We start from the raw sequence: 24989 nt of genomic DNA, 5'->3' as shown, positions 1-24989 counted from the left end.
ACCTCCAGTCTACCAACCGGCCTACTCTGCCCAAGTTCAAAGACCGTGAAAGATCATGCACACCCGGCCCACCACGTAATCCGACGGCAACCGGTCCTCCGCCACTGCCACCAGATGTACGGGACAATCGATCGCAGCCGGGCGCAGGATCAACCGCGCATCATCGAGCTCCACGTGTCGCAGCAGGAGCCCAGCCCCATAGCGAACCGCCAACAACATCGGCTGGTCAGCGTGGTACGGTGCCAGCGAGTTGTAATGGCGGTCGATGACGGCGATGCTTCCTGCCGCCAGCAGCGGCACCATGGCCGAGGCCTGCTGACTGTCGCATCGTACCGCGACAAACCTCTGCCATCCGGCCACACGGCGCGACGCCCTGTCCCTCTGATCCGAGAGCCGCGCCGCCGTCACCGGCACTTCCTCGATCACGCTCGCCACGCGAATCTGGGCCTCCTCGGCTGCCGCTGACATCGAGACCAGCGGCACCATCGCCACCTGTTCCACCTGTGCAGGCCGCGATCTCAGTTCATCGCCAACTTCTCCGGCATTGCCTTCCGCAGAGATCTGTACCGGCAAAATATCCTCAATGGTCAGCCCCTGCGCCGCCAGCACCCGGTCCAGCCCCTCCAAGGACAGAGCCCTCTTCCTGTTCAAGAAATTGGATACATGGCCCTGTCGAAACCCAGCCTGAGCTGCAATGCGCGTGCCTGTGAGATCGCCCTCCTCGATGCGACGAACGAGTTCGAGACGCAGACACTCGTGAAGATCCTGAAAATTCATTCCTTGGGAGTTCCTCACCATGCCTGCAAGAAGTAAATTCAAGCATCATCGCCGAAAACATTGCAATCTGCAACTAAATCGGGAGAATTTTGCCTCTATTTTGCCCCAGGCATTCCCATTTTGAAATAAATGGGACTTATACCTTTGACAAACCCAAAGCGATTACGGCACTATTGCATTCAGTAATTTGCGGGGCTGGAAGGTCTTCGGTTAGCGGCATATTGAATGGGGGGCAATAAGGACATGGAAGAACTACTTCGCACTCTAGAGGCAATTTGCCTTGAGCATCTCGTAATGCGGCGATTGCTAGAAGAAGATAAGCAGCTCGGACGGGTACGGGAGTTGTGCGCCGCGTCGAAGTACAAAGATGCCGTCCGTAACCAATTTCGTGCCACGTTTGGAAATCCCGAAGGCGATCAGGCCACCGAGATAACAACCGTTCAATTGTTAGCGGCGTTGCGTACAACAACTCTCGCGGACTGAGGGAATCAGCGGACATGAATCTCAACTCCATAGCGAATCTGTACTCCGATCCTGATGCCGCGCGGCTGTTCTTTGAGAAACAGTGTTGGCCGGATGGCGTAGTTTGTCCATTTTGTGGACTGGTTGGCGAAGCGTACCGCCTAAAAGCAAAACCAGACTCCAAGTCACCCGTTAGGGCCGGAGTCTGGAAGTGCAAAGGGTGCCGCAAGCAATTCACGGTCACGAAGGGAACAATCTTTGAGGACTCGCACATCCCGCTCAATACCTGGCTGATGGCCATTCACCTTCTTTGCGCGAGTAAGAAGGGAATGAGTGCTCACCAGCTACACAGGATGTTGGGCGTTACGTACAAGTCCGCGTGGTTCATGGTGCATAGACTCCGGTATGCGGTCACTCAAGAGCCGATGGCCGCGATGCTATCGGGAGTGGTGGAGATGGACGAAACGTACATCGGCGGCAAGCGCCGCGCCTCAAAACGGAAGACACAGGCAACGAAGATAGGGGCTCGCGAGAAGGACTATCTCGGGCCGGTAGCAGATAAAAAGGCAGTGTTCTCTATGCTGCAACGTAATGGCGATGTGCGATCCCACCACGTCCAGCGCGTCACTGCTGCGAATCTCCGGCCCATCATCTCGCTAAACGTAGAGGCCGGGGCGCGGATTATGACCGATAGCGGCACGGTTCTACATGGTGCGATCCATCCGCGCAAGCACGATCAAGTCAATCACAGGTCGGAAGAGTACGGGCGGTATGAGCGTGGTATCTGCATCTCGACCAACACGGTCGAAGGTTTCTTCTCTCTGCTCAAGCGCGGGATCACAGGTATCTACCACCACGTCGGCAGTCAGCACCTACACCGCTATTTGTCAGAGTTTGATTTCAGGTACAACACGCGCAAAATCACCGACGGCGAGCGGTCAGTGATGATGCTTCGGAAAGCTCCGGGCAAGCGGCTGATGTATCGGCAGCTTGTGCCCGCTAGGTCTGGGGCTTGATTTCTAAGGTTAGCGCGAAACCCATCAAGGGTAGGACATTCTTGAGCGCAAGCGCGGCACTCTCAAAATTGGCGATTTCCTCGCGATAGCTATGGTTCTCGACAGCCGCCCACCCTTTGCGGCACTGCGGACACTTGGCTAGGGTGTCGCCCGCAACGGGACCCAGCTTAACCGTCAATGCAGCGCCGCATTCCTTGCACTGGCAGCGCAGCGCGATCATGTCCGCGAGTTCTATGTAGTGTTTCGTTTGTTGCGTCATGTCTCCTCGTATATTGACCGCCAAATGTCCGAGAGGGCGGGCATCTGACTACTGCGTCAGTCTTGCTCTTTGCCGCCTGAATACAGACATTCTTCACAGACGGACGTGTGGCGAAGATATGCTCTTTGAGCCTTAAGGCCGAGCTCGTTTGCTTCGTTGTAAGAAATTGTCACTTCGGGTCGATAGTCGGCAAGAATCTTTCTGGCGGCAAACACACCATGAATATCTGCGGCGTCGCTCCACGCCTTAAACAGCATCTTTCCTTCGTCGCATCGGGGCATCTGAGGATTGTACTTCCGGCTTGTCGTGCGCCTGTTTTGATTCCGGCTTCACCTTCAGCAACGCGGAGAGCGCCTGTTCGGGTGTGAGTGGGTGAAGTGACAACGGTTTCGCGTACTTTTTAGGCGGAGGTGTCTTAGGCATCCATCGCCTCTAGTGCGGTCTGCTTGTCTGCTAATGTCGCCTGTTCTGTGTGAAGCTCCGGCATAACTACTCGCATCTCGTCTACAGCCGCCGCCACAGCGTCCCACTCAATAGACGGGTCAAAGTTCAGCACAGATTCGCCCGTAGACCTGATATCGCTTCCAGCTTGCCGAATCTTGACTTCCAGCAGGGCGATGTTTCGTTTATGCGCCGCGATCTCGCGCACTAATCCGCCGTATATCTCATCACTCTTAGCCACTGTGAGCCACCTTTGGGGTTTCAGTGTACCGCGTTGGGTTTTCTCGTTGGGCATAAGGGTTTGGGATCAATCGTCCATTTTCTGGACGGATCGTCCTACTGAGATATACGATCCGGCCCGGCCCGTGGCTCACCCGCCGCAAAGTATTTCTTATAGCAAACATCGTGTATGCCCCTTCAATAAAAGTTTTCGGGCGGGGTGAAACCGCTAACTGCATAACAGACAACAGTTTGCAGGCGGTTACAAAATAAAATGGGTTTGTCAACGATACAATTGCCAAATAAATACTTGACTTTCGATTTTCCAATAGCTATAACTCGAAAACTTTCTGCTGGCTAATGACGACACCTTCAAGGCCAATCAGCCCGAAGGATATGCCATCCTCCTGCATCACTGTTTTGCTGCTGGGCCCTGGTTTCCCTTTCCCTCTGTGAAAGCAACAACATCCGTCAACTGGAGAAGTCGCTCATCAACAAGCGCAGCTCCGGCCAGCACGCTGCAAGCGGCGCGCGGCCTCGCTCGCTTCACAGCAATCCGGGCGGTCCCTTCCGACCACTGAAGAATCCACGGGACCGGTCCGGAAAACCGTAAGAGAGGGCAAAAATGAACAATTCGCGCGTTTATTTGAAAATCTGCGAAGGATGCGGGGTACTTTGGCTCCGGACTGGCACCGTCGACGGCGTCTACTGTCGCGGCTGCGCCGCAAGACTGGCAGAGTTCCCCAAACCCAACCCCGGGAAGTGCAGGAACCATCGCATCCGCATGGCCGGAGAACGGGCTGGACGTACCCGCTGCCGCGTTCCACGCAACAGCTCGAAGCGGCCCTTTATCGCGTCTGCATCCCGTCCTGCTGGAGGTGCCGCATGAGCGCCGCGCCGCTGTTGCTGCCCCGCTTGCAGGCCTGCGCTCAACCTGGCCGCGTCCCTACGCTCGTTCCACGAGTGGCACTGGAGGCCGCCGCCGGCCCCCCACCGCCTCGGTCGCACACCCGGCCCGCCGCCGAGTTGGCCTTCTATCGCAAATACACCGAAGGCATGCTCCGCAGGTATGTCTCGATGTCGATGGAGGCGGGCAGGGTGCCCTCGCTGCTGGGAAAGGAGATCTTCCCGGGCAATGTGACCTCGTATCAGGTGCATACCTTTGAGGACAACTGCATCTTTATTCACGATATGGAGTCCTGCATCAATCGGCTCGACACCGATCAGCAATGGCTCATTCGCCGCATAGCCCTGCAGCAGTTCACCCAGGAGGAGGCAGCCCAGATGCTCCAGTTCACTCGCCGAACCATCATGAGGAAGTACAACGACGCCATGAACCGTCTCACCGGAATTCTGCTCGAAGTGAAGCTGCTCGAGCCGTTTTCCTGCTCCTGACAAAAACCTTGTCAAGAGGGGGCCTTGTCGTTTGCGCGTGCAAGATTCTTATTATCAACAAGTTGAAAGAAAAAGATTTTTGCCCAAAGGATGCACTGCACTTGGTATTCTAGAAATGTAAGTGAGAGATGAACGGGAGAGTGCCTTCGGGCCACTCTCCCGTTTCTGTTTTAACTCACTTCCAATCCTCAATCCACCAGGAAGGAGGCATAAGCATGGCCAGCAGCAAGAGTGTCCGCAAAACAAGCGGCCACGATCTGCCTGTAGACCAGGAAGACGGGACCGCGTCCGGTCTGAGTGAGAGCGCGGAAAAGAAGCCTCCCCGCCCCAGCCAATGCCGCAACTACACCCGCGAGGCAGTGGCAAAGTCCTTGCCGGATATCCTCGAAACCTTCGTCGATCAGGCGAAGAGCGGCAGCGTCCCGCACTTCAACCATCTGGCGAAGTTCGGCGGCTTCGATCTCCGTCCCATGCCCGCGCCCGCGAAGCGCAAGGGCAAAAGCTTCGCCCAGAGGCTGCTCGACAACATGAAGGAGCACGAGGCGAAGATGATCGCCGCCAATGAAACTCGGCTTGCCGCCAAACTCGCAGCCGAACGCGAATCCGGCAATTGAGCAGGAATGAGCCAACAGAAACCGCACCGAGACAGGAGAGGGTGATGAGCCAGACGGCAACGGAACGGGTCACTGCGTCAAAGAACATCGCACGAAGAAGCTGCGGAGCGCGTATCGGCCATACAGCCGCGGACAGCGGCCCACTGCGTAGCCAAGCCATGCAGCTTCACGCCATGGCGGTGGAGTTCCCCGTCGTCCACGGACATCCCAACCGGCTTCCCTTCGAAGGCGTCCTCACCCTGGTCGACGTCCCCAGCGACCGCGCCCCCAGCGGAGCTCGCGGACATCGCGTCATCCTGACGCGCACCGCAGCAGAGGCAGCCCTGCCCAGCCTGCTCGGAATGGCCGTCGACTACAAGGCCGGATGGGACGGCCACGACGCCCGCCAGAAGTGCGGCATCATCACCGCCGCGCAGGTAGATGGAACCCGCCTCACCGTCTCCGGGTATCTCTTCGCCCGCGACTTCCCCGAGATGGAGAAGAAGATTCATGCTAGCGGAGAGAGCGAGACGGCCATGGGAATGAGCTACGAGCTTGCCGACGCCCACGTCGCCGACATGCGCGCCCAGCTCTGGACCCTCACCCGGGCCACCTTCACCGGCGCCGCCATCCTGCTCCGCGAAAAGGCGGCCTACCGCGCCACCAGCTTCCGCCTCTGCCGGTCGCCACGCGCCTCAGCGCAACGCCTGTAGCTCTCGCCTTGTCGCACCTTCTCGCGGTGTTCGTCTCGCCGAACGGCGGTTGTCTCGGCCACATCCATCCCACCCATCCTCGTAAACGACGCGAGGATGGATGGGGCACCCGAGCTTCTGAGGCCGGTCAGGTTCTCTGACGCGCGTTGTTATCGACCCGTCATCTCGACCAGAGCATCGCAGCCTCACCGCGATGCGCAGTGGAGAGACCCCCGCATTGGCCTTTGCCGTTGCCGTTGCACTTGCCACGGTCTTGACCGCTCTTACTGTTCAGCACCCACCCGCATCACCCGAAAGGAAAACCAATGAGCTTCATCGGAACACTCGAAACCATCGGAAAGGACTTCGCCAAAGGCTTTAGCTGGGCGATGAAGTACGCCCTGCCCGTCGAAAAGCTGACCGCTCTGCTCTTCCCGGCAATCGCCCCCGAGATGACCGCCGCTGCCTCCGCCACTACCCTGATCCAGAACGCAGTCATCATGGTCGAGCAGAAGTACGCCGCCGCGGGGATCGCCAACGGCACCGGCACGCAGAAGCTCGCCGAGGTCATGCTGCTCGCCGGAGACGCCGTCACTTCGCTGCTCGAGAAGGCCGGCATCACCGCCGACGCCGGTTACGTCCAGAGCGTCATCTCCGCCGTCGTCGGAATCCTCAACGTGCAGGCACAGCCCGCCAGCTAGCCAGACCCAATCCGGATCCAAATCGGGTGTCCCACATCTCGCTTCTGAGATGTGGGACCACACACCGCCCCGTTACGCGCCATCCCGCCACACCATTACAAGGAGGATCGATGCAGGACAATACAAAACTCACCCTCGAGCAGTTGGCAACACGCCTCGCCGCCGCCGTCGAGGCCATCGAGCAGGCCGTGCCGCGCATCACTGCGTCCGACGCCATCGGCCCCATTGTCGCCACCGTCGAAAGCCCGCGCGAGTCCGAACTCGCCCAGCGCCTCGCCGACGCCGAGAAGACCATCGCCGAACTCCGCGCCTTGGCCTCGACAAACAATGGCCGCCGCACGCTGCCCGTCAGCCTCGCCGCACGCCACGACGGAGCACCCGTGGAGTCCACTGCGATCGACGCCGCGCTCACCAGCCTCAGCCTCGAGCAGCGCATCGCCGTCAAATCGCAGCTCCTCCGCGCCGGCCTCATCTAGCCCCACCAACACCAGTAGCAGAGCCCGGCCACTAACGCCCTGGTGCCCCATCCATCGCGCCTCTGTCTTTTGCGATGGGTGGGACGTAAAACGCCCACCAGACGGCCTACCACTCGACTCCACCACAAGCGCAGGGCCCGGACACCCGGGCCCTTTCCTTTTGCCCTCACCAACCTCGTCCCGAAAGGATCCACGCATGAACGCTAAGTTCGCCGACCTCTACGCCACAGCCGACTACATCGGACCCGGAGCCATCGAAGTCCCCCTCTACCAGACCGAGATCACCGACATCGTCCGCCGCCGCGGCGTCTTCGGCCAGCGCATCAAGCAGGTCCCCGCCACCGGCCATCCGTCGCGCTACTTCGAAGAGACGGCCATCCCGTCGCCCACCGCCGCCGCCGGATTCGTCGACCCGCGCAACATCGTCGCTCCGCTCGTCACGCCCACCCGCGTCGAGCGCAGCGTCCCGCTGAAGGCCCTGGTCGCGCAGATCAACTACAACCTCTTCGATATCGAACTCGGCCAGCAGCAGAGCCAGTTCGCCTATCTGCAGGCCAAGGACCTGACCGACACCGTCGAAGGCGTCCTCCGCACCCATGACATGGCGTTGTGGAACGGCAACGACACCAGCCTCACCTCGCCCACGACCACCCAGTACTTTGGAGCCGTAGGCCAAATCGTCGCCGGCGGACAGACCACCACCATCGGCACCTCGGCCAGCATCGTCGACGGCATCAAGGCGCAGGTGGCCTCCATGGTCGCCAACAGCTCCTTCGGCGTCCGGCCTACAGCCATCTACGCCAACCCCGTCCTGCTCGACCTCATCGATCGCGAGATGAAGACGGAGTTCAACGTGGTGCTCAACACGACCACGGTCCAGGGCGGCTTCACCGTCAAGACCCTCTCCACCCAGGCAGGCGATCTCCCGCTCATCCCCGAGTGGACACTCTCCTACACCGGCACGCCCGGTTCCGGAAGCGCCGTCCTGCCCGCCTTCATCGTTACCGAGGACCTCATCGAGTACCACTGGCTCAGCGAACCCAACCCGCGCGTCTTCCAACTCGGACTGCCGGGCTCGCTTACCTCGCAGCATGTCGTCGTGAAGTTCGGCGCCGTCGTGGTCAAGGGCGCAAGCTACGCCCACGCCCAGGTCCTCGTAGACCGCTAAAGGCAGGCTGTAGGGAACAGGGTTTAGGTGGTAGAGAAACGACGAACCTTAACAAATCGGGTGCCCCACATCTCGATTCTGAGATGTGGGCTTCTCTCCGCGTCACCAACCTCCGGATGCCCCATCCATGACAGTTCCATCGTCATGGGTGGGATCCCATACCGTTCCCCAACCTCGTACAACGTACAACCCCGACTTCCCCAAGGGGCCGGCGCACCTTCACCGGCCCCTATCTTCTCGACCGCACAGAAAGGCGGACACCATGGGCTATCTCTTGCCCGCAGAGTACGAACAATTCGGCCTGCCCGCGGACACCACCGACGACTGGATCACCACCGCCTCCGCCCTGATGGAGAGCTACTGCCGCCGCCCCAGCCTGCTCGCCACGCAATATGTGGAGCGTGTCCGGCTCACGGCCAACTCCCAGACCGCCGTGCCCAGCTACAACCCGCTCGCCATCGTCGCGCCCAACAACTCCGCGCTCGTCGGTGTGCGCGTCCGCTACGCCCAGCCACGCCGGGGCGAGCTTCAAGACCCACTCCTCGCACAGGTCGCCTGGGCCTTCAGCATCCCCGGCAGTTGGAGCGATCTCGACCCGACCACCGTCGACATCAACCCCCAGACCGGCGAGTTCACCTTTCCCATGAACTTCCTCGGTCTCGGCTACAACGAGGTCGAGTTCACCTACACCGCCGGCCTCATCACCATCCCCGACGCCGTCAAGGTCGCCTGCGCCCAGATCGTCCGCAACGCCCAGGCCACTCCCGCCATGAACATCCGCAGCAACAAGATCGACACCATGCAGATGCAGTACTTCAGCTCCAGCATCCTCGACCCGCAAATCCAATCGCTGCTGCGGCCCTATCTCGCGCAGAGGATCGGGTGAGCCCCATGACAAATAGCAAGTCCAGCGTGAATGCAGCAGCAATAAGAGCAGCCGACACGCTGCTCCGAGGCGTCGGCGGACGCCAGGTCCTCCTTCGCACCCCCGCGCCCGCCATCCCCGATGACGACGGCGAACAGCTCGGCCTCTCCACGCCCCAGTTCCAGGACTTCCCCCTGTGCCCGGTCATCTATCGCCGCGTCCGGCCCCGGATTCCATCGTCCGTCGCAACAGCTAAAAGTCCCGCACCACAGTATGAGTTGCTCGTCTCCGCAACCGCCGTGAACGCACTCATCGGCAGCCAAGAGTACAACTCCGCAGCAACGCTCTTCAACACAGCCTTCGGCGTCCTGATCGACGGCGTGCTTCTCGAGATCGAGTCCGCCACCTTCTCCGAACTCGGCGGCGCAGCCTATTTGTATCGCCTGCTGTTACGTGCTCCGCAAGCGCTTCGAACCTAATCCCGGAAAGCGTCATCTCGACCGAAGCCACGCAGTGTCATCGCGTGGCGCAGCGGAGAGACCCCCGCATTTCGCCTTTGCTCTTGCATTTCCGTGCATCGCTCAACGACCCGTCATCCTGAGCGGAGCATCTCGCAGCTTCATCGCGAGATGCGCAGTCGAAGGACCCGACGCAGCTCACATCTCCTATGCCGTCCGAACCTTTCGGCCAACGATCTCCGGCCCCAATCCACCTCAACACCACCCCAAGAGGTCCCCATGCAAGACGCCCGCGACTCCTTCTTCGTCGCCTTACGAACTCGCCTCGCCTCGATCAATCCCGAGCGCACCATCGTGCTGCGCGGCCAGGTCCGCCCGGGCGTCCTCGTCGAGGAGAACGAGCTTCCCACCGCCTTCCAGCCAACCGACGCCTTCACCCTCCACTGGACCGCCATGACCGTCGACGCCTCCAGCCCACTGCCCCTCGTCGCCATGGAGTGCCAGATCAACTACGCCACCGATGGCACCTCCGGCAACGGCGGCATGGACCGCGGTCGCCTGCTCGGAGCCATGGACGGCGAACTCACCGCCGCCCTCGTCACCGAGACCCAGTCCGCCATCAAGAAGAACTTCTCCGGTGTCGCAGGCACCGGAGCACCCGCGGTCACCATGTCCACCAACATCTTCTGGAGCACTCCGCGCTTCGCGCCCGTCAAGACCTCCGGCGAACGCCTCGAACGCACCGCCGTCGTTGAAGTCTTCGCATACCAGGAAGCGGGTGAGCTATGAGTTCGCAACTCGTCCCCGCCACCGCCCCCGTATCGAACCGCCTCCGCGCCTACTTCGCTCCCGTCAATCGCACGACAGGCACGCCGACGCTCTTCGATCCGGCCCAACAAGGAGCATTCTCGCTCGACACGCCACCCGCACCATGGATCGATCTAGGCTGGACCTCCAACTTCACGCGCAAGTCGGCGAGTAAGATCGCCCCGCTCGGCACCGGAGCGCCCGCCATCGTCCAGACCCAGGTCCGCAGCGAGGTCGAAGCCACCCTATCGCTCGACTTCGAAAGCTGGGGCAAGCTGCAACTCGCCGTCGCTGCCGGGTCTGAGCAGTTAAATCTACTTGTAACCGCTACAGGCACAAATCCCAACGGCTCCGGAGGCACCGCCGCGACGGCCGTCCCCATCACGCTCTCCGGCTCAAGCGCCACGGCCCTCAACGTCGGCTCCGCATCCTCGACCTTCAACCTCGGAGACATCGTCGCCGTAGACCTCGACTACACCAGCCAGACCGGCTACGTCGGCAGCGGCGTCGCAGCGGCCTACGTCACCTCGTCCCCCGCCGTCGCCGCAGACATCAACTACATCCGACGCGTCACCCTCAACGTAGGCCGCGTCACCGCCATCGCCTCCGGCGTCCTCACCCTCGGCAGCCCTCTGATCGCAGGCGCGCCCATAGCAGGCATGCAGATCAGCCGCGTCACCGGCTTCTGCGACCGCGAGGGCGGCAGCTTCTTCCAGGAGTGGTCCGCTCTCTTCGTCTTCGACGGGCAACAAGGCGACCGCATCCTCTACCACTACCCACGCCTTCAACCGCTTCAAGGCGCCTCCGAGATCGCGGCCCCACTTATCGCAACCGCAACCGGCCTCGCCGCACCGCTCGAACGCATGCGCCTAGCCGCCGCCTTCCGCGCCCTTCCGGTAACGGACGCCAACGACAGCGCCCAGGTCCTCTGCTTCCGCAGCTACCTCCCCGGCCCCATGCGCTCTCTTTAGCCCATCACAGGACCGTCATCTCGACCGGAGCCAAGCGGCTCTATCGCTTGGCGCAGTGGAGAGACCCCCGCATTTCGTCTGTGTCCTTTTGTCACAAGCCACCGACAACGCCTGGGAAGTTGTCTCTTTTTTGGCTTGAGGATGCCAGCAACAGCAAGAACCGAGGCGAAATACGGGGTCTCTCCACTACGCGGCAGACGATGAAGCCGTCCGCCGCTCCGGTCGAGATGACGAGTCATTAAACAGGTTCTGAGATGTGGGACGAACCACCGCCAACGCTCGGGTGCCCCATCCATCGCAGCGTCCGGGGTCCCCGGCGAACGCTCTTTGTTCGCTGGGGTGGCAGAGCGATGGGTGGGACGTAAAAGCTCCCTGGGCCTTGTTAAGGGCACGGCTTCAGCCGTGCCATCACAACCTCTCTCCCCACGCGGCTTTAGCCGCTGAGGTACGCCTTAGCCAAACGCGACACCCGCCCCACCCAAGTTCTTTCAGGAGACACCACATGCCACGCACCCGCATTCACCACTGGCTCATCAAGCTCTTACTCATAGCCACGCTCTTCGCCGGATGCAACCCGTCGCCAATGACAACCCTGGCAGCCGCGCAAACCACCCTCCCCACCACCCAGCTCACCGACACCGTCTACCGCGCCGACGGCACCACCGCCACCGGCACCGTCCTCATCAGTTGGCCAGCCTTCACCACGTCCACCGGCCTCAGCGTTCCCGCCGGCAATACCTCGGTCACCATCGGAACCAGCGGCGTCTTCACCGTCGCGCTCGTACCCAACGCCGGATCGAACCCCATGGGCAGCTACTACACCGCCGTCTATCACCTCGACGACGGCACCGTCAGCCGCGAGTACTGGGTCGTCCCCGTCTCCTCGACGCCCGTCACCATCGCCACCATCAAGTCCACCGTCCTCCCCGCCAGCGTCGCCCTGCAGACCGTCACCAAGAGCTACGTCGACACCGCCATCGCCGCCGCCGTCAACGGAGGCACCACCACCGGCACCACCGCCTACGTCCCCATCGCCGGCGGCACCATGACCGGCCCGCTTGTCCTCCCCGCCGATCCCGTCTCCAGCCTCCAGGCTGCCGACAAGCATTATGTCGACATCAGTGTCGCCTCGGTCAGCGGTGGCGCAGGCGGAGTCGCGCTGAACCCCGCCGCCAGCCAGATCATCGCCCAGCCCACCGGCACCGCGCTCTCCGTCAACCGCCTCAACGGAGCGGAGTACGCCTCGCGGTATGCTACCTCCGGCCTCGCCAACGGCGTCGCCAACGCCACCGCCAGCTCCGACTGCACCAGCGGCTGCCAGGTGGTCGCCGACCCGAGCTATAACGCCAACGAGGTGCTTCGTCCCCTCCAGTGGCCCAGCCAGACCCACGTCGAAGACACCCGCAAAGGCGGTCGCTGGGACAGCTACATCAACCCAGAAAACTTCCAGTCTCCCGGCATCGAATCCGGCCAGTCCATCGACGTCGTCTCCACCCGCAGCGGCGCCGCGCTCTTCCAGCTCAACGGCACACAGAGTCCAACCTCCGTCGGCCTCGCCGTCTCGGATAACGCCCCCACCGGCGGCTCGAACCTCTACCCCAAGACCATCGACGGCTCCGTTCCCTACTTCAAGAGCGGCTACAGCGCCATGACCGTCAACGGCACCTACAACACCCAGGGCCAGCACGTCCTCGTCCCGCGTCTCGCCTCCTGCTACGGCGTGGGCGACTGCCTCATCGGCTCCGAGTACCTCGTCTCCTCTGGCGGGTTCCGCGACGAGGCCGACGAAGGCACCCATCCAATGGACATCCAGATCAGCGAAGACGCCCTCGTCTTCGACGGCACCTGCGCCTCCGGCTGCTCCACTGGCTCGACCGCCCTCAACATCACTCCCACCGCAGGCACCGGCACTCAGGGCGATGGCCGCTTCCTCATCGACACCAACCCCGCCAAGGTCATCTCCTCGGGCACCCTCACCGGAGGCACGATCGGAACCCCGCACGCCTCCGCCAGCTTCAGCGGAACCACCTTCCCGCTCAGCACCTTCTTCTCGACCGGTCAGGCCATCGTGTCGCAAGCCAACAACGTCGCCCCCGGCACCGTCACCTTCGCCATCGCGACCAGTGGAACTCCTTCGGGCTACGCCACCAGCACCGCATCCGCTCCCGCAACCTCCGGCCTCGCCTGCATCGCCGACCAGGTCAGCGGCGTCCTTCCCTCGAACTACGAGATGGCCGCCTACACCGTCACCGACGCCACCCACATGCGCATCACCTTCAACAAGGCCCACGCCGCGCTCTCGACCATCGCCATCGGCGGCCTCTGCGGCTATGGCCTCGAACAGACGGTCGACACCACCGCAGGCATCCGCCAGGTCTTCCCCGTCGTCGGTTCCTTCTCCGCGAACGGCTTGTACTACGCGGGCACCACCTCGTCCGTCGTCGGCCAATCGAACACCACCAGCGCCTATCTCAACGTCAACCTCGCCATCGCCAACCTCACCCGCTTCGGCAACCTCGTCACGCTGACGACCACCGGCAACCTGCCGCTCGATCTCAACGGTCTGCCCGTCACCATCTCCGGCGTAGCCGACTCGAGCTATAACGGCACCTTCACCGTAACCTCCATCGCCGCCAACTCGCTCACCTACACCCAGACCGGGGCCAACAGCACCAGCACCGGCGGCACCATCACGCTGGTCACCGGAGGCTTCGCCCTCTATCCCATGGCGGAGGTCCTCAGCGTCTACAACGCGTCGACCAAAGCCGTCGATGGAGCCATGACCCTTGCCCCCAACAACGTCGCCTGGGCCACGGGAGACACCGTCGAAGAGCCGCACTTCTTCCAGCAGCAGCTCGCCGCCGACATCTCCTACGTCACCCAGACCACGCCGCGCCCGACGACCTACACGCGCGCCGGCATCACCTACCAAGGCAACAACGGCCCCGGCCTGCAGGGCTGGACCATCAACAACACCACGCCAGCGTCGAACTACATCGGCAACGGAGGCACCCACAACGCGCCCGACGCCGCCTACGAGGCCACCGGCGTCTGGAAGCGCACCATGGTCCTCCAGGGCGGCGAGACCAGCCTCTTCGACGTCAACTGCAACTCCCACGGCTGCACCAAGTGGAACAGCCCCTTCGACCTCTTCGAGCTGCAAAGCAGCGTCGGCACCGACACCATGCAGTGGACCCCGCAGTCCAGCACCTTCACCATGAGCCTGCGCGGCACCGGCTTCACCTTCGCTCCCAGCGGCTTCACCGCAACCAACATCAACGCAACCAATCTCAACGCCACCAACATCTCCGGCCTCACCGCCTCCAGCATCTCCGCCGGAACCTTCGCCGCTGCCCGCCTGCCTCTCTTCGGCGCGAGCGGCTCTAGTCACGCGATCGGTGCCGTCCCCGATCCCGGCGCAACCGCCGGCACCACCCGCTACCTTCGCGAAGACGGCACCTGGTCCGTTCCCGCAGGCACGGGCGGCGGAGGCAGCAGTTCCACAGCCGCCATTACCTCCGGCACCATCGACGGCGCAACCATCGGCGCAACCACGCCCTCCACCGGAGCCTTCACAACTCTGACAGCTTCGACACCCATCGCCCCAACGAGCGGCGGAACAGGCTCTTCCACCTCGCCGTCAGCAGGCCAGGTCCTCGTCGGCAACTCAGCAGGCACCGCCTTTGCCCCGCAGACCGTCTCCGGCGACTGCACCATGTCCCCCAGCGGAGCCATCACCTGCCTCAAGACCAACGGCACCAACCTCGGGGCCGCCGCCACCCACGGGGCCTCCGTCACCATCAACGGCACCGCCTGCGCCCTCGATGGAAGCTGCAACGCCTTCAGCTTCGCCACCCTGCCTCAGCAGTCCGCCGTCCTCGCCGACTACCAGCTCAACGACGGCTCAGGCACCGCGCCCGCCGACTCCAGCCCCAACGGCAATACCGGCAGCTTCCCCAGCGCACCAGCAGCTCCCACCTGGACATCCCAGGGCCTCGCCTGCAACGGCACCGCAGGCTCCGGCGGCGCAACCGGCCAGTACTTCACCACCGCCGGCACCCAGAACGCCAAATCCATCATGATGGTCTACACCCTCAACGCTCCGGGCGGAAACAACGGCCCCGCCAACCCCACCTTCTACACGCTGTGGGCGAACTCCTCCATCGCCGGCCTCAGCTTCAACTCCGGCTCGCAAAACTACGGCTACCAGCCCTTCCTCAGCGTCAACGGCGGCCAGCAGAGCACCATGGACGGCTCGATGGTCGGCACCCACGTCCTCATCGTCGTCCTCGGCGTCGCCGGCGGCAACCCCACCCAGGACACCTACTACCTCGACGGCATCCAGCAGCCCACCGTCGCCGGCAGCGCCACCACCTTCGGCAAATCGAACGGCGTCTACAACGTCTGCGGCTCGCCCACCGGCTACGACACCTACATGACCGGCCAGGTCTATCGCTGGACCGCTTGGTCGACGCAACTCTCCGCACAAGACGCAGCAGCAGCCACCGGCCTCACCAAGACCCTCGCCCAATCGAAAGGCGTCAACTTCCAGCCCTTCTACACGCCCACCATCACCCCGCAGCTCGTCTGCACCGGCGACTCCCTCACTAATGGCGAAGGCGTCACGCCGTTCTGCACCTCCGGCGTCCTCTCCACCAACATCGCCTACAACGTCGTCAACTACGGCATCGGCAACATCGGCTCGAACGTCAACATGAGCCTGCTTCCGTCACGCGAAAAGCTCGCCTACGCCCCCAACGCGAAGTCCAACGTCTCCTTCATCTGGAACGGCACCAACGACATCGTCACCAAGGGCCGGACAGCGCAGCAGGCGGTGGACTCCATCCTCGAAGAGTGCTCCATCATGCACAGCTTCGGCTTCAAGACCATCGCCGCCACCACCATCTCCCGCGCCACCAGCGGCACCTCCAACGACGCCGCCGACAAGGACACCCTCAACCCACTCATCCGCGCTCAGGCCCTCAACGCCTGCGACGCCCTCGCCGACTTCGCCGGAAACCCCATCGTCGGCGCCGACGGAGCCTACAGCAACACCACCTACTACCAATCCGACACCACCCACCTCACCGCCACCGGACAGGCCAGCGTCATCGCCCCCATGGCCAGCCACGCCATCGATCAGGTCACCGGCTCGACCCTCTCCAACTGCGACCCCAACGTAGTCACCACCGCGACCTACACGTCAGTAGCCGCCGACGGCTGCAAGGTCTTCAACACCGCGAGCAACTCCATCACCGACACGCTACCCTCAGCCGTCGGCTATACCAACCGCGTCATCCGCCGCTGCAACAACTCGTCCTCGGGATCGAACACGCTGACCGTCGCCGCACCGTCCGACGCTCCCTTCAACAACATCACTGGAACTACATCGATCACCATCCCTAACAACGCCTGCAAAGACTTCAAAGGCACGCTCATCTCCAACACCGCCGCCGGCGAGTACTGGCAGCAACTGAACTGATGCTCGCCGCCGCCCAGGATCGGGTGCTCCATCCATCGCGCCTTGCCTCTTGCGATGGGTGGATCCCTCCTGCGCGGCACAAACCGCTCGGCCCGCCCAACACGAGGGGAGGTTCTTATCCCATTGCCCGGTCAAGACTCCGCTCAAGACGATGGCTACGAACCACCAGCAGAAAGCGAGAACTGCTCTGAAGTTTCAGGGAGGGCCGCGGAGATCGGCGACATCGAGTGCCTGCTGGAGATGGGTGAGCTGCTCAAGCATCCACGCATCCCCGGCGACGTTCGTCCTCCGTCGATCTTTCTAGCCCGGGTCTTGCTCCGCGTACGTGACCGCTTCGGCCTTGAGCGTCCGCTCTCCGCCAACCCCGCGCAGCTCGCCTTCGAGGAGGTCCGCGACACCGGCAACATCATCCTCAAGGCTCGCCAGATGGGGATCACTACCTGGGTCGCAGGCCGTTTCTTCCTGAAGACCATCACCGCCCGGGGAGTCCTTACCGTGATGGTCGCGCACACCCGCAGCGCGGCCGAGGCGATCTTCGAGATCGTTCAGCGCCTTTGGGAGTGCCTCGACGAAGAGCTTCGCGACGGTGCGCTTCGGCGTAGCGTCGCGAACGTCCGCGCCATGCGCTTCCCCGCACTCGATAGCGAGTTCCGCGTCTTGTCCGCTTCGGATCCGAACGCGGGAAGGGGACTCACCATGCAGAATCTGCACTGCAGCGAGGTCGCACGCTGGCCCGGAAAAGCCGCCGCGACCCTCGCTGGTCTCCGCGCCGCACTCGCCCCCGGCGGCGAGCTTGTGCTGGAGTCCACGCCCAACGGTGCCTATGGCTGCTTCTACGAGGAGTGGATCAAGGCCATCAACCCACAACCGAACCGGGTGCCCCAGGTCTCGCTCTTGAGACCTGGGACCGAACCACACCAGCAAACCGCCCTCGTCCGCCACTTCTTCCCCTGGTGGCTGGAGGCTGCCTATATCGATGCCGCCGTCACCGACCCCACGCCGGAGGAGGCGGAGCTGATGGCCCGGCACAACCTCACCCCGCAGCAGATCGGCTTCCGCCGCAATCTCGAGGCCAGCTATCAACGGCTCCGCTCCCAGGAGTACGCCGAGGATCCCGAGACCTGCTTCCGCGCCACCGGCGACTGCTGCTTCGACATCGAAGCCATCGAAACGCGTCTTGCCGAGGTAAGTCAACCCGCCGGCACACGGCGCGGCGGAACCTTGCACCTATGGCTGCCGCCTCAACCCGGCAAGCGTTACATCGTGGGCGTGGACAGCGCAGGCGGAGGTCCCGATGGCGACTTCGCCGCTATCCAGGTGATCGATCTAGAATCCGGCCTGCAATGCGCTGAGCTCCAGGAACGACTCAAGACGATCGACCTCGCCCACGCCGCCACCGAGCTCGCCCGCGAGTACAACCAAGCCGCCATCGCGGTGGAGCGAAACAACCACGGGTCAGGAGTCCTCGCAAATCTGGCAGCGATAGACCGCGACGCCAATCTGTACGAACACGCGGGCGAACCCGGATGGCCCACCAACACGGCCACAAAGCCGCTCATGGTGGCCCTTATGGGATCACTGCTCGCGGAGTCGCCGCAGCTCTTCCTCAGCCGCCGGCTGCTCGCCGAGTGCCGCACCTTCGTAGCCTTCCCCAACGGCCGCACCGGTGCCGCCAGCGGCAGTCACGACGACTGCTTCATGGCTATGGCCGTAGCTCAATCGGTTCGCCGCGAGCTTCTCGCTGGGAAGTAGTGGGTTGCCGTATCGTATGCTGAGGGCGTTCCAGATTGCAGGCTCTCAGTTCTCAGTTTTCAGTTTTCAAAGAAGCGTCACCTCGACCGGAGCCACGCGGTCCTATCGCGCGGCGCAGTGGAGAGACCCCCGCATTTCGTCGTTGCTGTTGCCGGTTGTTCCTGCCGTTGCCGTTGCATCCAGGTAAGCCAAGGCTTTAGCCTTGGCTCTCAGCTCAGCCTTCGAACGGGGCTTTTGCCCTGGGGTGTGCCTTCTTATCCCGCACGAAAGGAGAACCGTTGGCCGTCCTCGCCGTCCAGGCAATCCGAAGAATGCGTGGCGGCGCCCAGAGCCAGCTCATGCTCGGGGCCGACGGCAACCTCTGGGTCGTCAAGTTCCAGAACAACCCACAGCACCTTCGAGTCCTGGCCAACGAACTCATCGTCTCCCGCCTCGCGGAAGCCGCAGGCCTCTCCGTTCCGAAGTCCGACATCGTCGAGGTCACCCCCTGGCTCGCCGCCAACTCGTTCGACCTCGAGGTCGACCTCGGCCACGGCCGCCGCGAGCGCTGTCTCCCCGGCCTGCACTTCGGCTCCCGCTTCATCGGCGGTCTCGTCCCCGGCGAGACCGTCGACTATCTCCCCGAACCTCAACTCGAAGAGGTCCTCAACCTCAAGGAGTTCGCTGGCATTCTCGCCCTCGACAAGTGGACGGGCAACTGCAACGGAAGGCAGGCAGTCTTCAACCGTAAGCCGCGCGGAAAGAGATACAGCGCCACCTTCATCGACCACGGCTTCTGCTTCAACGCCGGCGACTGGACCTTTCCAGACTCTCCCCTGCGTGGTGTCTACGCCCGCAACAGCGTCTACGCCCGGGTCACAGGATGGGAGAGCTTCGACCCCTGGCTGAAGCGCTTCGAACACATAGAGGCCGACATCCTCGGAGGCATCGCCGAGAGCGTTCCCCCCGAATGGTACGGCGGCGATATGGCCGACATCGAACGCCTGATGGAACAGCTTCTCAAACGCCGTTCCCGAATCCGGGAGCTCATCCTCTCATTCCGGAACTCCGAACGCGCTCCGTTCCCGCTCTGGACACCGTCCAAGAGCATTGCCGTACCACATAACTTCACAGAAACCGCAGCCAGCAAGGGATACATCATGTAAACCCAATTCGGCCATAAACATGCTGAGAACATAAGGAGAATGTCCTGCCGGACGGGCCCGCTACGCGCGGGGCGGTCACTTCGTGACGCGTATGGGGCTTCGCGTGACCCGACCGTTGGTCGGCACGAACTCTATCTTGCGACCAACGGGAGCTCCCAGCGAAGCCCAGTACCGCACGAAGTGCCGAAGTGACCGACGCCCGCAAAGGGCGCTCTACATCCAAAGAAAGGAGTCCACCTTGCCCACACCGCCCAGCATCCCCTGCGAGTTCTTCCTCATCCGCTACGTCCCCGACGTGGTCAAGGGAGAGTTCACCAACATCGGCGTCCTGCTCCGCGACTCCTCAAACCCAGGTCTCCCGCCGCGCCTCCGCTTTACCCGCGACTGGACCCGCGTCCGCTGCATGCACCTCGACGCGGACACCGACCTGCTTGAGGCCCTCGAGGCCGAGATGCTCCACCGTCTCCAGACCGACACCAGCGATCCAGCAACCTACCCGAAGCCCATTCTGACAGCCCTGACCGACTCACTCTCGAACTCCATCCAGATCTCCGAGCCTCGTGCCTGTATCGCGGAGAACCTCACCGTCGAGCTCGAACAGCTGATGCGCCTCTACGTCGAGCCGCTGCGCGTCACCCAGTCGCGCCGCCGCTCCGGTCGCGCCACGATCGTCGCCGCCATGCGCTCGGAGTTCGAACGCTCCGGCGTCTGGGCCCAGATGCGCAAACGCATCCCCGCCGCCCAGTACACCCGTCCCGGCGACCCCATGAGACTCGACTGCGGCTACAGGGCTGGACGAAAGACCGGCGAAGGGCCCGGGGCCGGCGTCATCCGCATCTTCCACGCCGTCTCCCTCGACTCCGACGTCGAAGCCGCCAAGAGCCTCGCCTTCTCCGCTCCGTTGCTCCTGGAAGGGGTTCGCCGCGTTGACTCCGCTACCCTCGACCTCACCGCCGTCGTTGAACCCATCCGCACACTCTCCCCTGAGACCGGCACGGAAGAAGACTTCACCGGCGAAGCCGCCGACCTCTACCGCTTCGGCGTCTCCACCATGGAGTCCGCCGGCATCCGTGTCCTCACCCTCAACAACCTCGCCGCAGCTGCGCAGACCGCCCGTATAGAACTAAGACTCTAGAGACCCGCTACGCGCGGGGCGGTCACTTCGTGACGCGTATTGGGCTTCGCACCGTCCTCCCGTTGGTCGGCATGCACATCTTCATGCGACCAGCGGGAGCACCCAGCGAAGCGATAAAAAGGCGCGGAGCGCCCGTAGTGGACCCGTCCGGCAGGACACATCTTCGACTCGCAACCAAGGCACAGCCACCCGGCTGTGCCTCCTTCTTTGCACAAAGGAGCCCCATGAACCTCCATTCCACCCTCAAGCAAGCCTGGCACCGCCTCACCGGAATCCACGCCTCCACCTCCGCCGAAGGAGCCCGCAAGACCGCCATGCTCCCTTCGATCCTCAGCCCGCTTCGCCCCGGCATCAACGGCCAGCCCGCCCTCATCAAACCCACCCCGGCCAACCTCCGTCGCTTCGCCGAGACACCGGTCGCCCGCCGCGCCATCAACCTCGTCAAGGACAAGATCGCCAGCATGGACTGGCAGGTCCGCGTCCGCCGCGGTTACACCTCCGTCCCCTATGCAGAGCGCCGCCTCAACACGCTCCGCCGCTGCCTCGAGGAGCCCAACGCCTCCGATAGCTTCCGCACCCTCTTCGAGCAGGCCATCGAAGACACCCTCGTCGGCGGCTTCGGCGCCATCGAGATGGAGACCACCGGCGATCCCGAGACACCCTTCCACCTCTACGCCGTCGACGGCGCGACCATCCAGGTCGATCCCGCCTGGAAGGGCGATCCCACTCAGCCCCGCTACGCCCAGCAGACCGGCAAGATCGGCCCCGAAGCCCTGATCCCTTTGCTGGACGACGAGCTGATGTACATCCGCCTCAACCCGCGCAGCCACACCCCCTTTGGCCTCGGCCGGTTGGAGGTGGCCTTTGAGACCATCACCCAGTTTCTCGGCGCCAACCGCTACGCCGGTCGCCTCGCCTCAAACTCCGTCGTGCAGTACGCCCTCTGGCTCAACGAGGCCACCCCGGAGCAGCACGACCGCCTCATCCGCTGGTGGCAGGACGAGATCGAAGGCACGGGCCGCGTCCCCATCCTCAGCAGCGAGAGCAAGCCCGAAGTCCTCCGCTTCGCCGGAGGCACCGACGCCGACCTCCACATCGCCTGGCAGGAGTTCCTGCTGCGCATCCTCGCCAACGCCTTCGACCTGCCGCCGATGCTGCTGGGACTGACGGGCGACGTGAACCGCTCCACCGCCGGCGAGATGGCCGACGAGGCCTTCGCCAGCGCCATCGTCCCCGTCGCCAAGCTCTTCGCCGAACACATCACCCGCGATCTCTTCGCCAAGAAGCTCGGCTGGCGCGAGTTCGAGTTCGTCTTCAACGACCTCGAAAGCCGCGACGAGACCGAAGAGCTCAACATCCAGATCCAGCTCCTCCAGAACAAAGTCCTCACCATCGCCGAAGTCCGCGAGATGCGCGGCCTGCCCCCACTGCCCGCTCTGGAGACCTCGTCGATCACCGAATAAGCCGGGAGCCCTATCCATAGCGCACGAACTGGGTGCCCCATCCATCGCGTCTCTGTCTCTCGCGATGGGTGGGACCTTCGTGCGAAGCACGAACCGCCTTCCTTCACGCAACCACCGCACCAACCAAAACCAAAGGTGCCGCTATGACCCTACTCATCGACAACCTCACCGGCGAAGGCCCCCTCGACTACACCGCCGCCATCGCCGCCGACACCCCCTTCGCCCTCACCCGCACCCTCAACGCCCCATCCATCCTCACCGGCACCCTCCACCTCAATGGAGAGCCCACCCCAACCCGCCGCGCAAGAATCACCCTCACCGCCGCCAACGGCACCACTCTCTTCACCGGCTACCTCGCCACCGAACCCGCGCCCCTCTACGCAGGCAACGCCACCACCGGCCCCGTCTTCCGTTACAAGTTCTCCGCCATCAGCGACGAGTGGCTCCTGGATAAACAACCGCTCCCATACCTGGGAAACGCCTTCGCCATCCCCGCAGGCAACGCCCTGCTCTCGATCACCTCCCGTGTGGAAGGCGGCCTCTTCACCACTACCGGCGTCTCCGCAGGCCGCGCCATCGGCATCTTCTCGCCCATCCGCTCCGCCACGTGGTCCGCCAACGCCGGCATCCTTGCCAACGCAGCCTACTCCGCCTATCGCGTCGTCACTGGAGCGCTCTCCTTCGAGCCCGCCGGCAACATCACCCACACCTTCAACTTCGATAACGGCAGCACCACAACCTACTCCGCTCTGAAGCTCGCCCAGGTCAAAGAACTCGCCAATGACGTCACCCTGTCCGGCGACACCGAGCCCGACGCCTACATCTCCGAGACCTTCGCCGGAGACGGCACCACCACCGTCTTCCAGCTCTCTGAAGCCCCCTTCCGCGCTACCGCTGGAGCCGCCCCCACCCTCGTCACCGACACCTTCAACGAGTCCGTCATCGACCAACAGGTCTGGTCCATCGCAGACCCCGGATCGCATCTGTCCCTCGGCGCAGGCGGCCTCACTCTCAACGGCGGCAACGGCTACGACGGCCAAACCAACCTCACCGCCCTCGACTCCATCGAGATCGCCGGCTCACTCCTCCTCGAAGCCGGTGGCCTCCAGCTCTCCGGAGCCAATCAAGGCATCGTCTGTGGTCTCTTCAACGGCCCCGTCTTGGTCGCCAACTGCTTCGCCGGATACAACATCCGCAACGCCTCGGGCACCACGCTCTGCACCCCACTCATCAACGGAGTCGAAGTCGGCACCTCGCTCACCGTCCAACCCGGCCACACCTACGACCTCCGCATCCGTCTCCACTGCCCGGAACAGCAACGCCTCCTCCAGACCTATTACTGCATGGTCGATGGCATCGTCGAATCCTTCGGAGGCGGCGCAACTCCCTCCGCCGCGTCCCTCGTCTTCGACATCCTCGACACCGGCGACGCCTCCAATACCCCGGCCACCCTCCTCTACGACGGCAGCACCGCCGCGCCCCTTACCGGCACGCCTGCCTCCTGCAACTTCGCCGCCGTCGACTGCACCCAGCTCTTCGGCGCCATCGCCTACGTCCGCGTCACCCGGCCCAGCTCCGCCTTCATCGTCAGCACCCTGACATCAGGAACGAAGCAGTCCCGCCTGATCGGCGTCGCCGGCGAAGGCACCGACTGCACCCTCTCTGCCTCCGGCAAGATCACCTTCTTCGCCGGTCGCGTTCCCGTCGCCGGCGAGACCTTCACCGTCACCTACCGCAACCGCCAGCGCTCCGTCACCCGCGTCCAGAACGCCGCCAGCGTGGCCTCCGAAGCGGCAGCCACGTCAGGCAGTACCACCTCCGGAATCGCCCGCTGGATCGGCAAAGTCCTCAAACCCGCCGCCCGCTCCACCGCCGACCTCGAAGCCGCCGCCCAGGCCCTGCTCGCCTTCGCCACCAGCCGCTCCGCCGCCCTCGCCGGAACCTACACCACCGTCAACCCGCAAGACACCGCCGACATCTGGCCCGGCGACACCCTCGCCCTCACCGGCAACGGCAGCACCACGTCAGTCGTTGTGAGAAAGGTAGAAGTCGAACGCGCCCCTGCCTTCCCCGAACTCCTCACCTACAAGATCGCCTTCGCCAACGACTGGGCCGAGGCCCTCGGCCTCACCCTCTCCGAGTCCATCGCCGCCGACGCCATCCTCCCCAGCGCTCCTACCACCACCGCCCAGCTCGCCGCCGGAACCGTCCTCTCGAACCTCCCGCAACTCCAGGTCACCAGCGCCACCTCTACAGCGCTACAGATCGACGCCGGTCTCACCCCACCCTCAGGCGGCGGCTTCGAAGTCCGCCGCCGCGACCATGCCTTCGGCCCCAACATCGCCCAGGACCTGGTCCTCCGCTCCCCCGTCCGCAGCTTCTCCATCCCCCGAGCCGCCCAGTTGGAGAAGTTCTACATCCGCATTTACGACGCCTCCACCCCGCCCCTCTACTCGCGCAACTCCAGCGCCGTCTTCATCGACCTCCCCATCTCCTGACCCACTCCGGTTTCCCCATTTGTTTCTCATTCCCGGAGGGAATCTGCGTTTGCATTTGCGGTTGCTTGTTTTCCCTCATGCCCACCGCAAAATCCGTCATCCTGAGCGAAGTCTCTCGCAACGTTTCATCGCGAGAGACGCAGTCGAAGGACCTGCCACACCGCTCATATCCCCACCACTGTTCGCACCTTTCACCCACGGAACCTACAAAGGG

21 protein-coding genes are annotated in these 24989 nt (G+C 63.3%); 17 read left to right on the top strand and 4 right to left on the bottom strand.

From position 1 onward, the window contains the following. Positions 1–36: 36 nt before the first annotated feature. Positions 37–777: a hypothetical protein gene (locus OHL18_RS04565; RefSeq protein WP_263373641.1), complete on the bottom strand. Its 741-nt coding sequence runs from the start codon at positions 775–777 to the stop codon at positions 37–39. 497 nt (positions 778–1274) lie between these two features. On the opposite strand from OHL18_RS04565, the gene OHL18_RS04560 reads away from it, so the two are divergent. After that, entirely contained in the window at positions 1275–2255 is a 981-nt protein-coding gene (locus tag OHL18_RS04560; RefSeq protein WP_263373640.1) for an IS1595 family transposase, read from the top strand. On the opposite strand, the gene OHL18_RS04555 is transcribed toward OHL18_RS04560, so the two are convergent. From OHL18_RS04555 to OHL18_RS04545, 3 genes are all read right to left on the bottom strand, one after another. Beyond that, entirely contained in the window at positions 2239–2514 is a 276-nt protein-coding gene (locus tag OHL18_RS04555; RefSeq protein WP_263373639.1) for an FmdB family zinc ribbon protein, read from the bottom strand. The two genes, OHL18_RS04560 and OHL18_RS04555, sit on opposite strands and share 17 nt — an antisense overlap. Positions 2515–2570: 56 nt before the next feature. Further along, entirely contained in the window at positions 2571–2771 is a 201-nt protein-coding gene (locus OHL18_RS04550; RefSeq protein WP_263373638.1) for a hypothetical protein, read from the bottom strand. Between the two features lie 158 nt (positions 2772–2929). Then, positions 2930–3250, bottom strand: a complete 321-nt coding sequence (locus tag OHL18_RS04545; protein WP_263373637.1) for a hypothetical protein — start codon at positions 3248–3250, stop codon at positions 2930–2932. An 809-nt stretch (positions 3251–4059) separates the two neighbouring features. Between OHL18_RS04545 and OHL18_RS04540 the strand changes: the two genes are divergently transcribed. From OHL18_RS04540 to OHL18_RS04465, 16 genes are all read left to right on the top strand, one after another. After that, positions 4060–4569 (top strand): RNA polymerase sigma factor sigma-70 region 4 domain-containing protein, encoded by a 510-nt coding sequence (locus tag OHL18_RS04540; RefSeq protein ID WP_263373636.1) that lies wholly within the window; start codon positions 4060–4062, stop codon positions 4567–4569. A gap of 215 nt (positions 4570–4784) precedes the next feature. After that, positions 4785–5183, top strand: a complete 399-nt coding sequence (locus OHL18_RS04535) for a hypothetical protein (RefSeq protein ID WP_263373635.1) — start codon at positions 4785–4787, stop codon at positions 5181–5183. Between the two features lie 44 nt (positions 5184–5227). After that, the gene (locus tag OHL18_RS04530) at positions 5228–5875 is read left to right on the top strand and encodes a hypothetical protein (RefSeq protein WP_263373634.1); all 648 of its coding nucleotides are present in this window, start codon (positions 5228–5230) and stop codon (positions 5873–5875) included. 305 nt (positions 5876–6180) lie between these two features. Next, positions 6181–6555: a hypothetical protein gene (locus OHL18_RS04525; protein WP_263373633.1), complete on the top strand. Its 375-nt coding sequence runs from the start codon at positions 6181–6183 to the stop codon at positions 6553–6555. Positions 6556–6665: 110 nt separating this feature from the next. Then, the gene (locus OHL18_RS04520; RefSeq protein WP_263373632.1) at positions 6666–7031 is read left to right on the top strand and encodes a hypothetical protein; all 366 of its coding nucleotides are present in this window, start codon (positions 6666–6668) and stop codon (positions 7029–7031) included. Between the two features lie 196 nt (positions 7032–7227). Next, positions 7228–8199 (top strand): hypothetical protein, encoded by a 972-nt coding sequence (locus OHL18_RS04515; protein ID WP_263373631.1) that lies wholly within the window; start codon positions 7228–7230, stop codon positions 8197–8199. Between the two features lie 262 nt (positions 8200–8461). Next, complete coding sequence (locus OHL18_RS04510) at positions 8462–9085, top strand: hypothetical protein (RefSeq protein ID WP_263373630.1); 624 nt, start codon at positions 8462–8464, stop codon at positions 9083–9085. Between the two features lie 5 nt (positions 9086–9090). Continuing rightward, complete coding sequence (locus OHL18_RS04505; RefSeq protein ID WP_263373629.1) at positions 9091–9543, top strand: hypothetical protein; 453 nt, start codon at positions 9091–9093, stop codon at positions 9541–9543. Between the two features lie 258 nt (positions 9544–9801). After that, positions 9802–10311 (top strand): hypothetical protein, encoded by a 510-nt coding sequence (locus OHL18_RS04500; RefSeq protein ID WP_263373628.1) that lies wholly within the window; start codon positions 9802–9804, stop codon positions 10309–10311. Then, positions 10308–11300, top strand: a complete 993-nt coding sequence (locus tag OHL18_RS04495; RefSeq protein ID WP_263373627.1) for a hypothetical protein — start codon at positions 10308–10310, stop codon at positions 11298–11300. The genes OHL18_RS04500 and OHL18_RS04495 overlap by 4 nt, the downstream gene beginning before the upstream one ends. Positions 11301–11802: 502 nt before the next feature. Then, positions 11803–16782, top strand: a complete 4980-nt coding sequence (locus OHL18_RS04490) for a beta strand repeat-containing protein (protein ID WP_263373626.1) — start codon at positions 11803–11805, stop codon at positions 16780–16782. Between the two features lie 123 nt (positions 16783–16905). Then, positions 16906–18534, top strand: coding sequence for a phage terminase large subunit family protein (locus OHL18_RS04485; RefSeq protein ID WP_263373625.1), 1629 nt, complete (start codon positions 16906–16908; stop codon positions 18532–18534). Positions 18535–18812: 278 nt separating this feature from the next. Continuing rightward, entirely contained in the window at positions 18813–19679 is an 867-nt protein-coding gene (locus tag OHL18_RS04480) for a HipA domain-containing protein (protein WP_263373624.1), read from the top strand. 238 nt (positions 19680–19917) lie between these two features. Further along, entirely contained in the window at positions 19918–20814 is an 897-nt protein-coding gene (locus OHL18_RS04475) for a DUF3037 domain-containing protein (RefSeq protein WP_263373623.1), read from the top strand. Positions 20815–21038: 224 nt separating this feature from the next. Continuing rightward, positions 21039–22277, top strand: a complete 1239-nt coding sequence (locus OHL18_RS04470) for a phage portal protein (protein WP_263373622.1) — start codon at positions 21039–21041, stop codon at positions 22275–22277. Between the two features lie 143 nt (positions 22278–22420). Then, the gene (locus OHL18_RS04465) at positions 22421–24775 is read left to right on the top strand and encodes a hypothetical protein (RefSeq protein ID WP_263373621.1); all 2355 of its coding nucleotides are present in this window, start codon (positions 22421–22423) and stop codon (positions 24773–24775) included. The last annotated feature ends 214 nt before the right edge of the window (positions 24776–24989 follow it).

Origin of the sequence: Granulicella aggregans, from assembly GCF_025685565.1 — a bacterium.
GTDB lineage: Bacteria > Acidobacteriota > Terriglobia > Terriglobales > Acidobacteriaceae > Edaphobacter > Edaphobacter aggregans_B.
The sequence above is the reverse complement of the archived record's forward strand: the minus strand, read 5'-3'. Positions and strand labels throughout refer to the sequence as shown.

What these genes read in the sequence shown, in the direction of transcription:
- OHL18_RS04495 (WP_263373627.1), top strand. Translation starts at nt 10,308, where the DNA reads ATGAGTTCGCAACTCGTCCCCGCCACCGCCCCCGTATCGAACCGCCTC.
- OHL18_RS04490 (WP_263373626.1), top strand. Translation starts at nt 11,803, where the DNA reads ATGCCACGCACCCGCATTCACCACTGGCTCATCAAGCTCTTACTCATA.
- OHL18_RS04535 (WP_263373635.1), top strand. Translation starts at nt 4,785, where the DNA reads ATGGCCAGCAGCAAGAGTGTCCGCAAAACAAGCGGCCACGATCTGCCT.
- OHL18_RS04565 (WP_263373641.1), bottom strand. Translation starts at nt 777, where the DNA reads ATGAATTTTCAGGATCTTCACGAGTGTCTGCGTCTCGAACTCGTTCGT.
- OHL18_RS04520 (WP_263373632.1), top strand. Translation starts at nt 6,666, where the DNA reads ATGCAGGACAATACAAAACTCACCCTCGAGCAGTTGGCAACACGCCTC.
- OHL18_RS04505 (WP_263373629.1), top strand. Translation starts at nt 9,091, where the DNA reads ATGACAAATAGCAAGTCCAGCGTGAATGCAGCAGCAATAAGAGCAGCC.
- OHL18_RS04545 (WP_263373637.1), bottom strand. Translation starts at nt 3,250, where the DNA reads ATGCCCAACGAGAAAACCCAACGCGGTACACTGAAACCCCAAAGGTGG.
- OHL18_RS04530 (WP_263373634.1), top strand. Translation starts at nt 5,228, where the DNA reads ATGAGCCAGACGGCAACGGAACGGGTCACTGCGTCAAAGAACATCGCA.
- OHL18_RS04540 (WP_263373636.1), top strand. Translation starts at nt 4,060, where the DNA reads ATGAGCGCCGCGCCGCTGTTGCTGCCCCGCTTGCAGGCCTGCGCTCAA.
- OHL18_RS04555 (WP_263373639.1), bottom strand. Translation starts at nt 2,514, where the DNA reads ATGACGCAACAAACGAAACACTACATAGAACTCGCGGACATGATCGCG.
- OHL18_RS04500 (WP_263373628.1), top strand. Translation starts at nt 9,802, where the DNA reads ATGCAAGACGCCCGCGACTCCTTCTTCGTCGCCTTACGAACTCGCCTC.
- OHL18_RS04525 (WP_263373633.1), top strand. Translation starts at nt 6,181, where the DNA reads ATGAGCTTCATCGGAACACTCGAAACCATCGGAAAGGACTTCGCCAAA.
- OHL18_RS04515 (WP_263373631.1), top strand. Translation starts at nt 7,228, where the DNA reads ATGAACGCTAAGTTCGCCGACCTCTACGCCACAGCCGACTACATCGGA.
- OHL18_RS04470 (WP_263373622.1), top strand. Translation starts at nt 21,039, where the DNA reads ATGAACCTCCATTCCACCCTCAAGCAAGCCTGGCACCGCCTCACCGGA.
- OHL18_RS04510 (WP_263373630.1), top strand. Translation starts at nt 8,462, where the DNA reads ATGGGCTATCTCTTGCCCGCAGAGTACGAACAATTCGGCCTGCCCGCG.
- OHL18_RS04465 (WP_263373621.1), top strand. Translation starts at nt 22,421, where the DNA reads ATGACCCTACTCATCGACAACCTCACCGGCGAAGGCCCCCTCGACTAC.
- OHL18_RS04560 (WP_263373640.1), top strand. Translation starts at nt 1,275, where the DNA reads ATGAATCTCAACTCCATAGCGAATCTGTACTCCGATCCTGATGCCGCG.
- OHL18_RS04550 (WP_263373638.1), bottom strand. Translation starts at nt 2,771, where the DNA reads ATGCTGTTTAAGGCGTGGAGCGACGCCGCAGATATTCATGGTGTGTTT.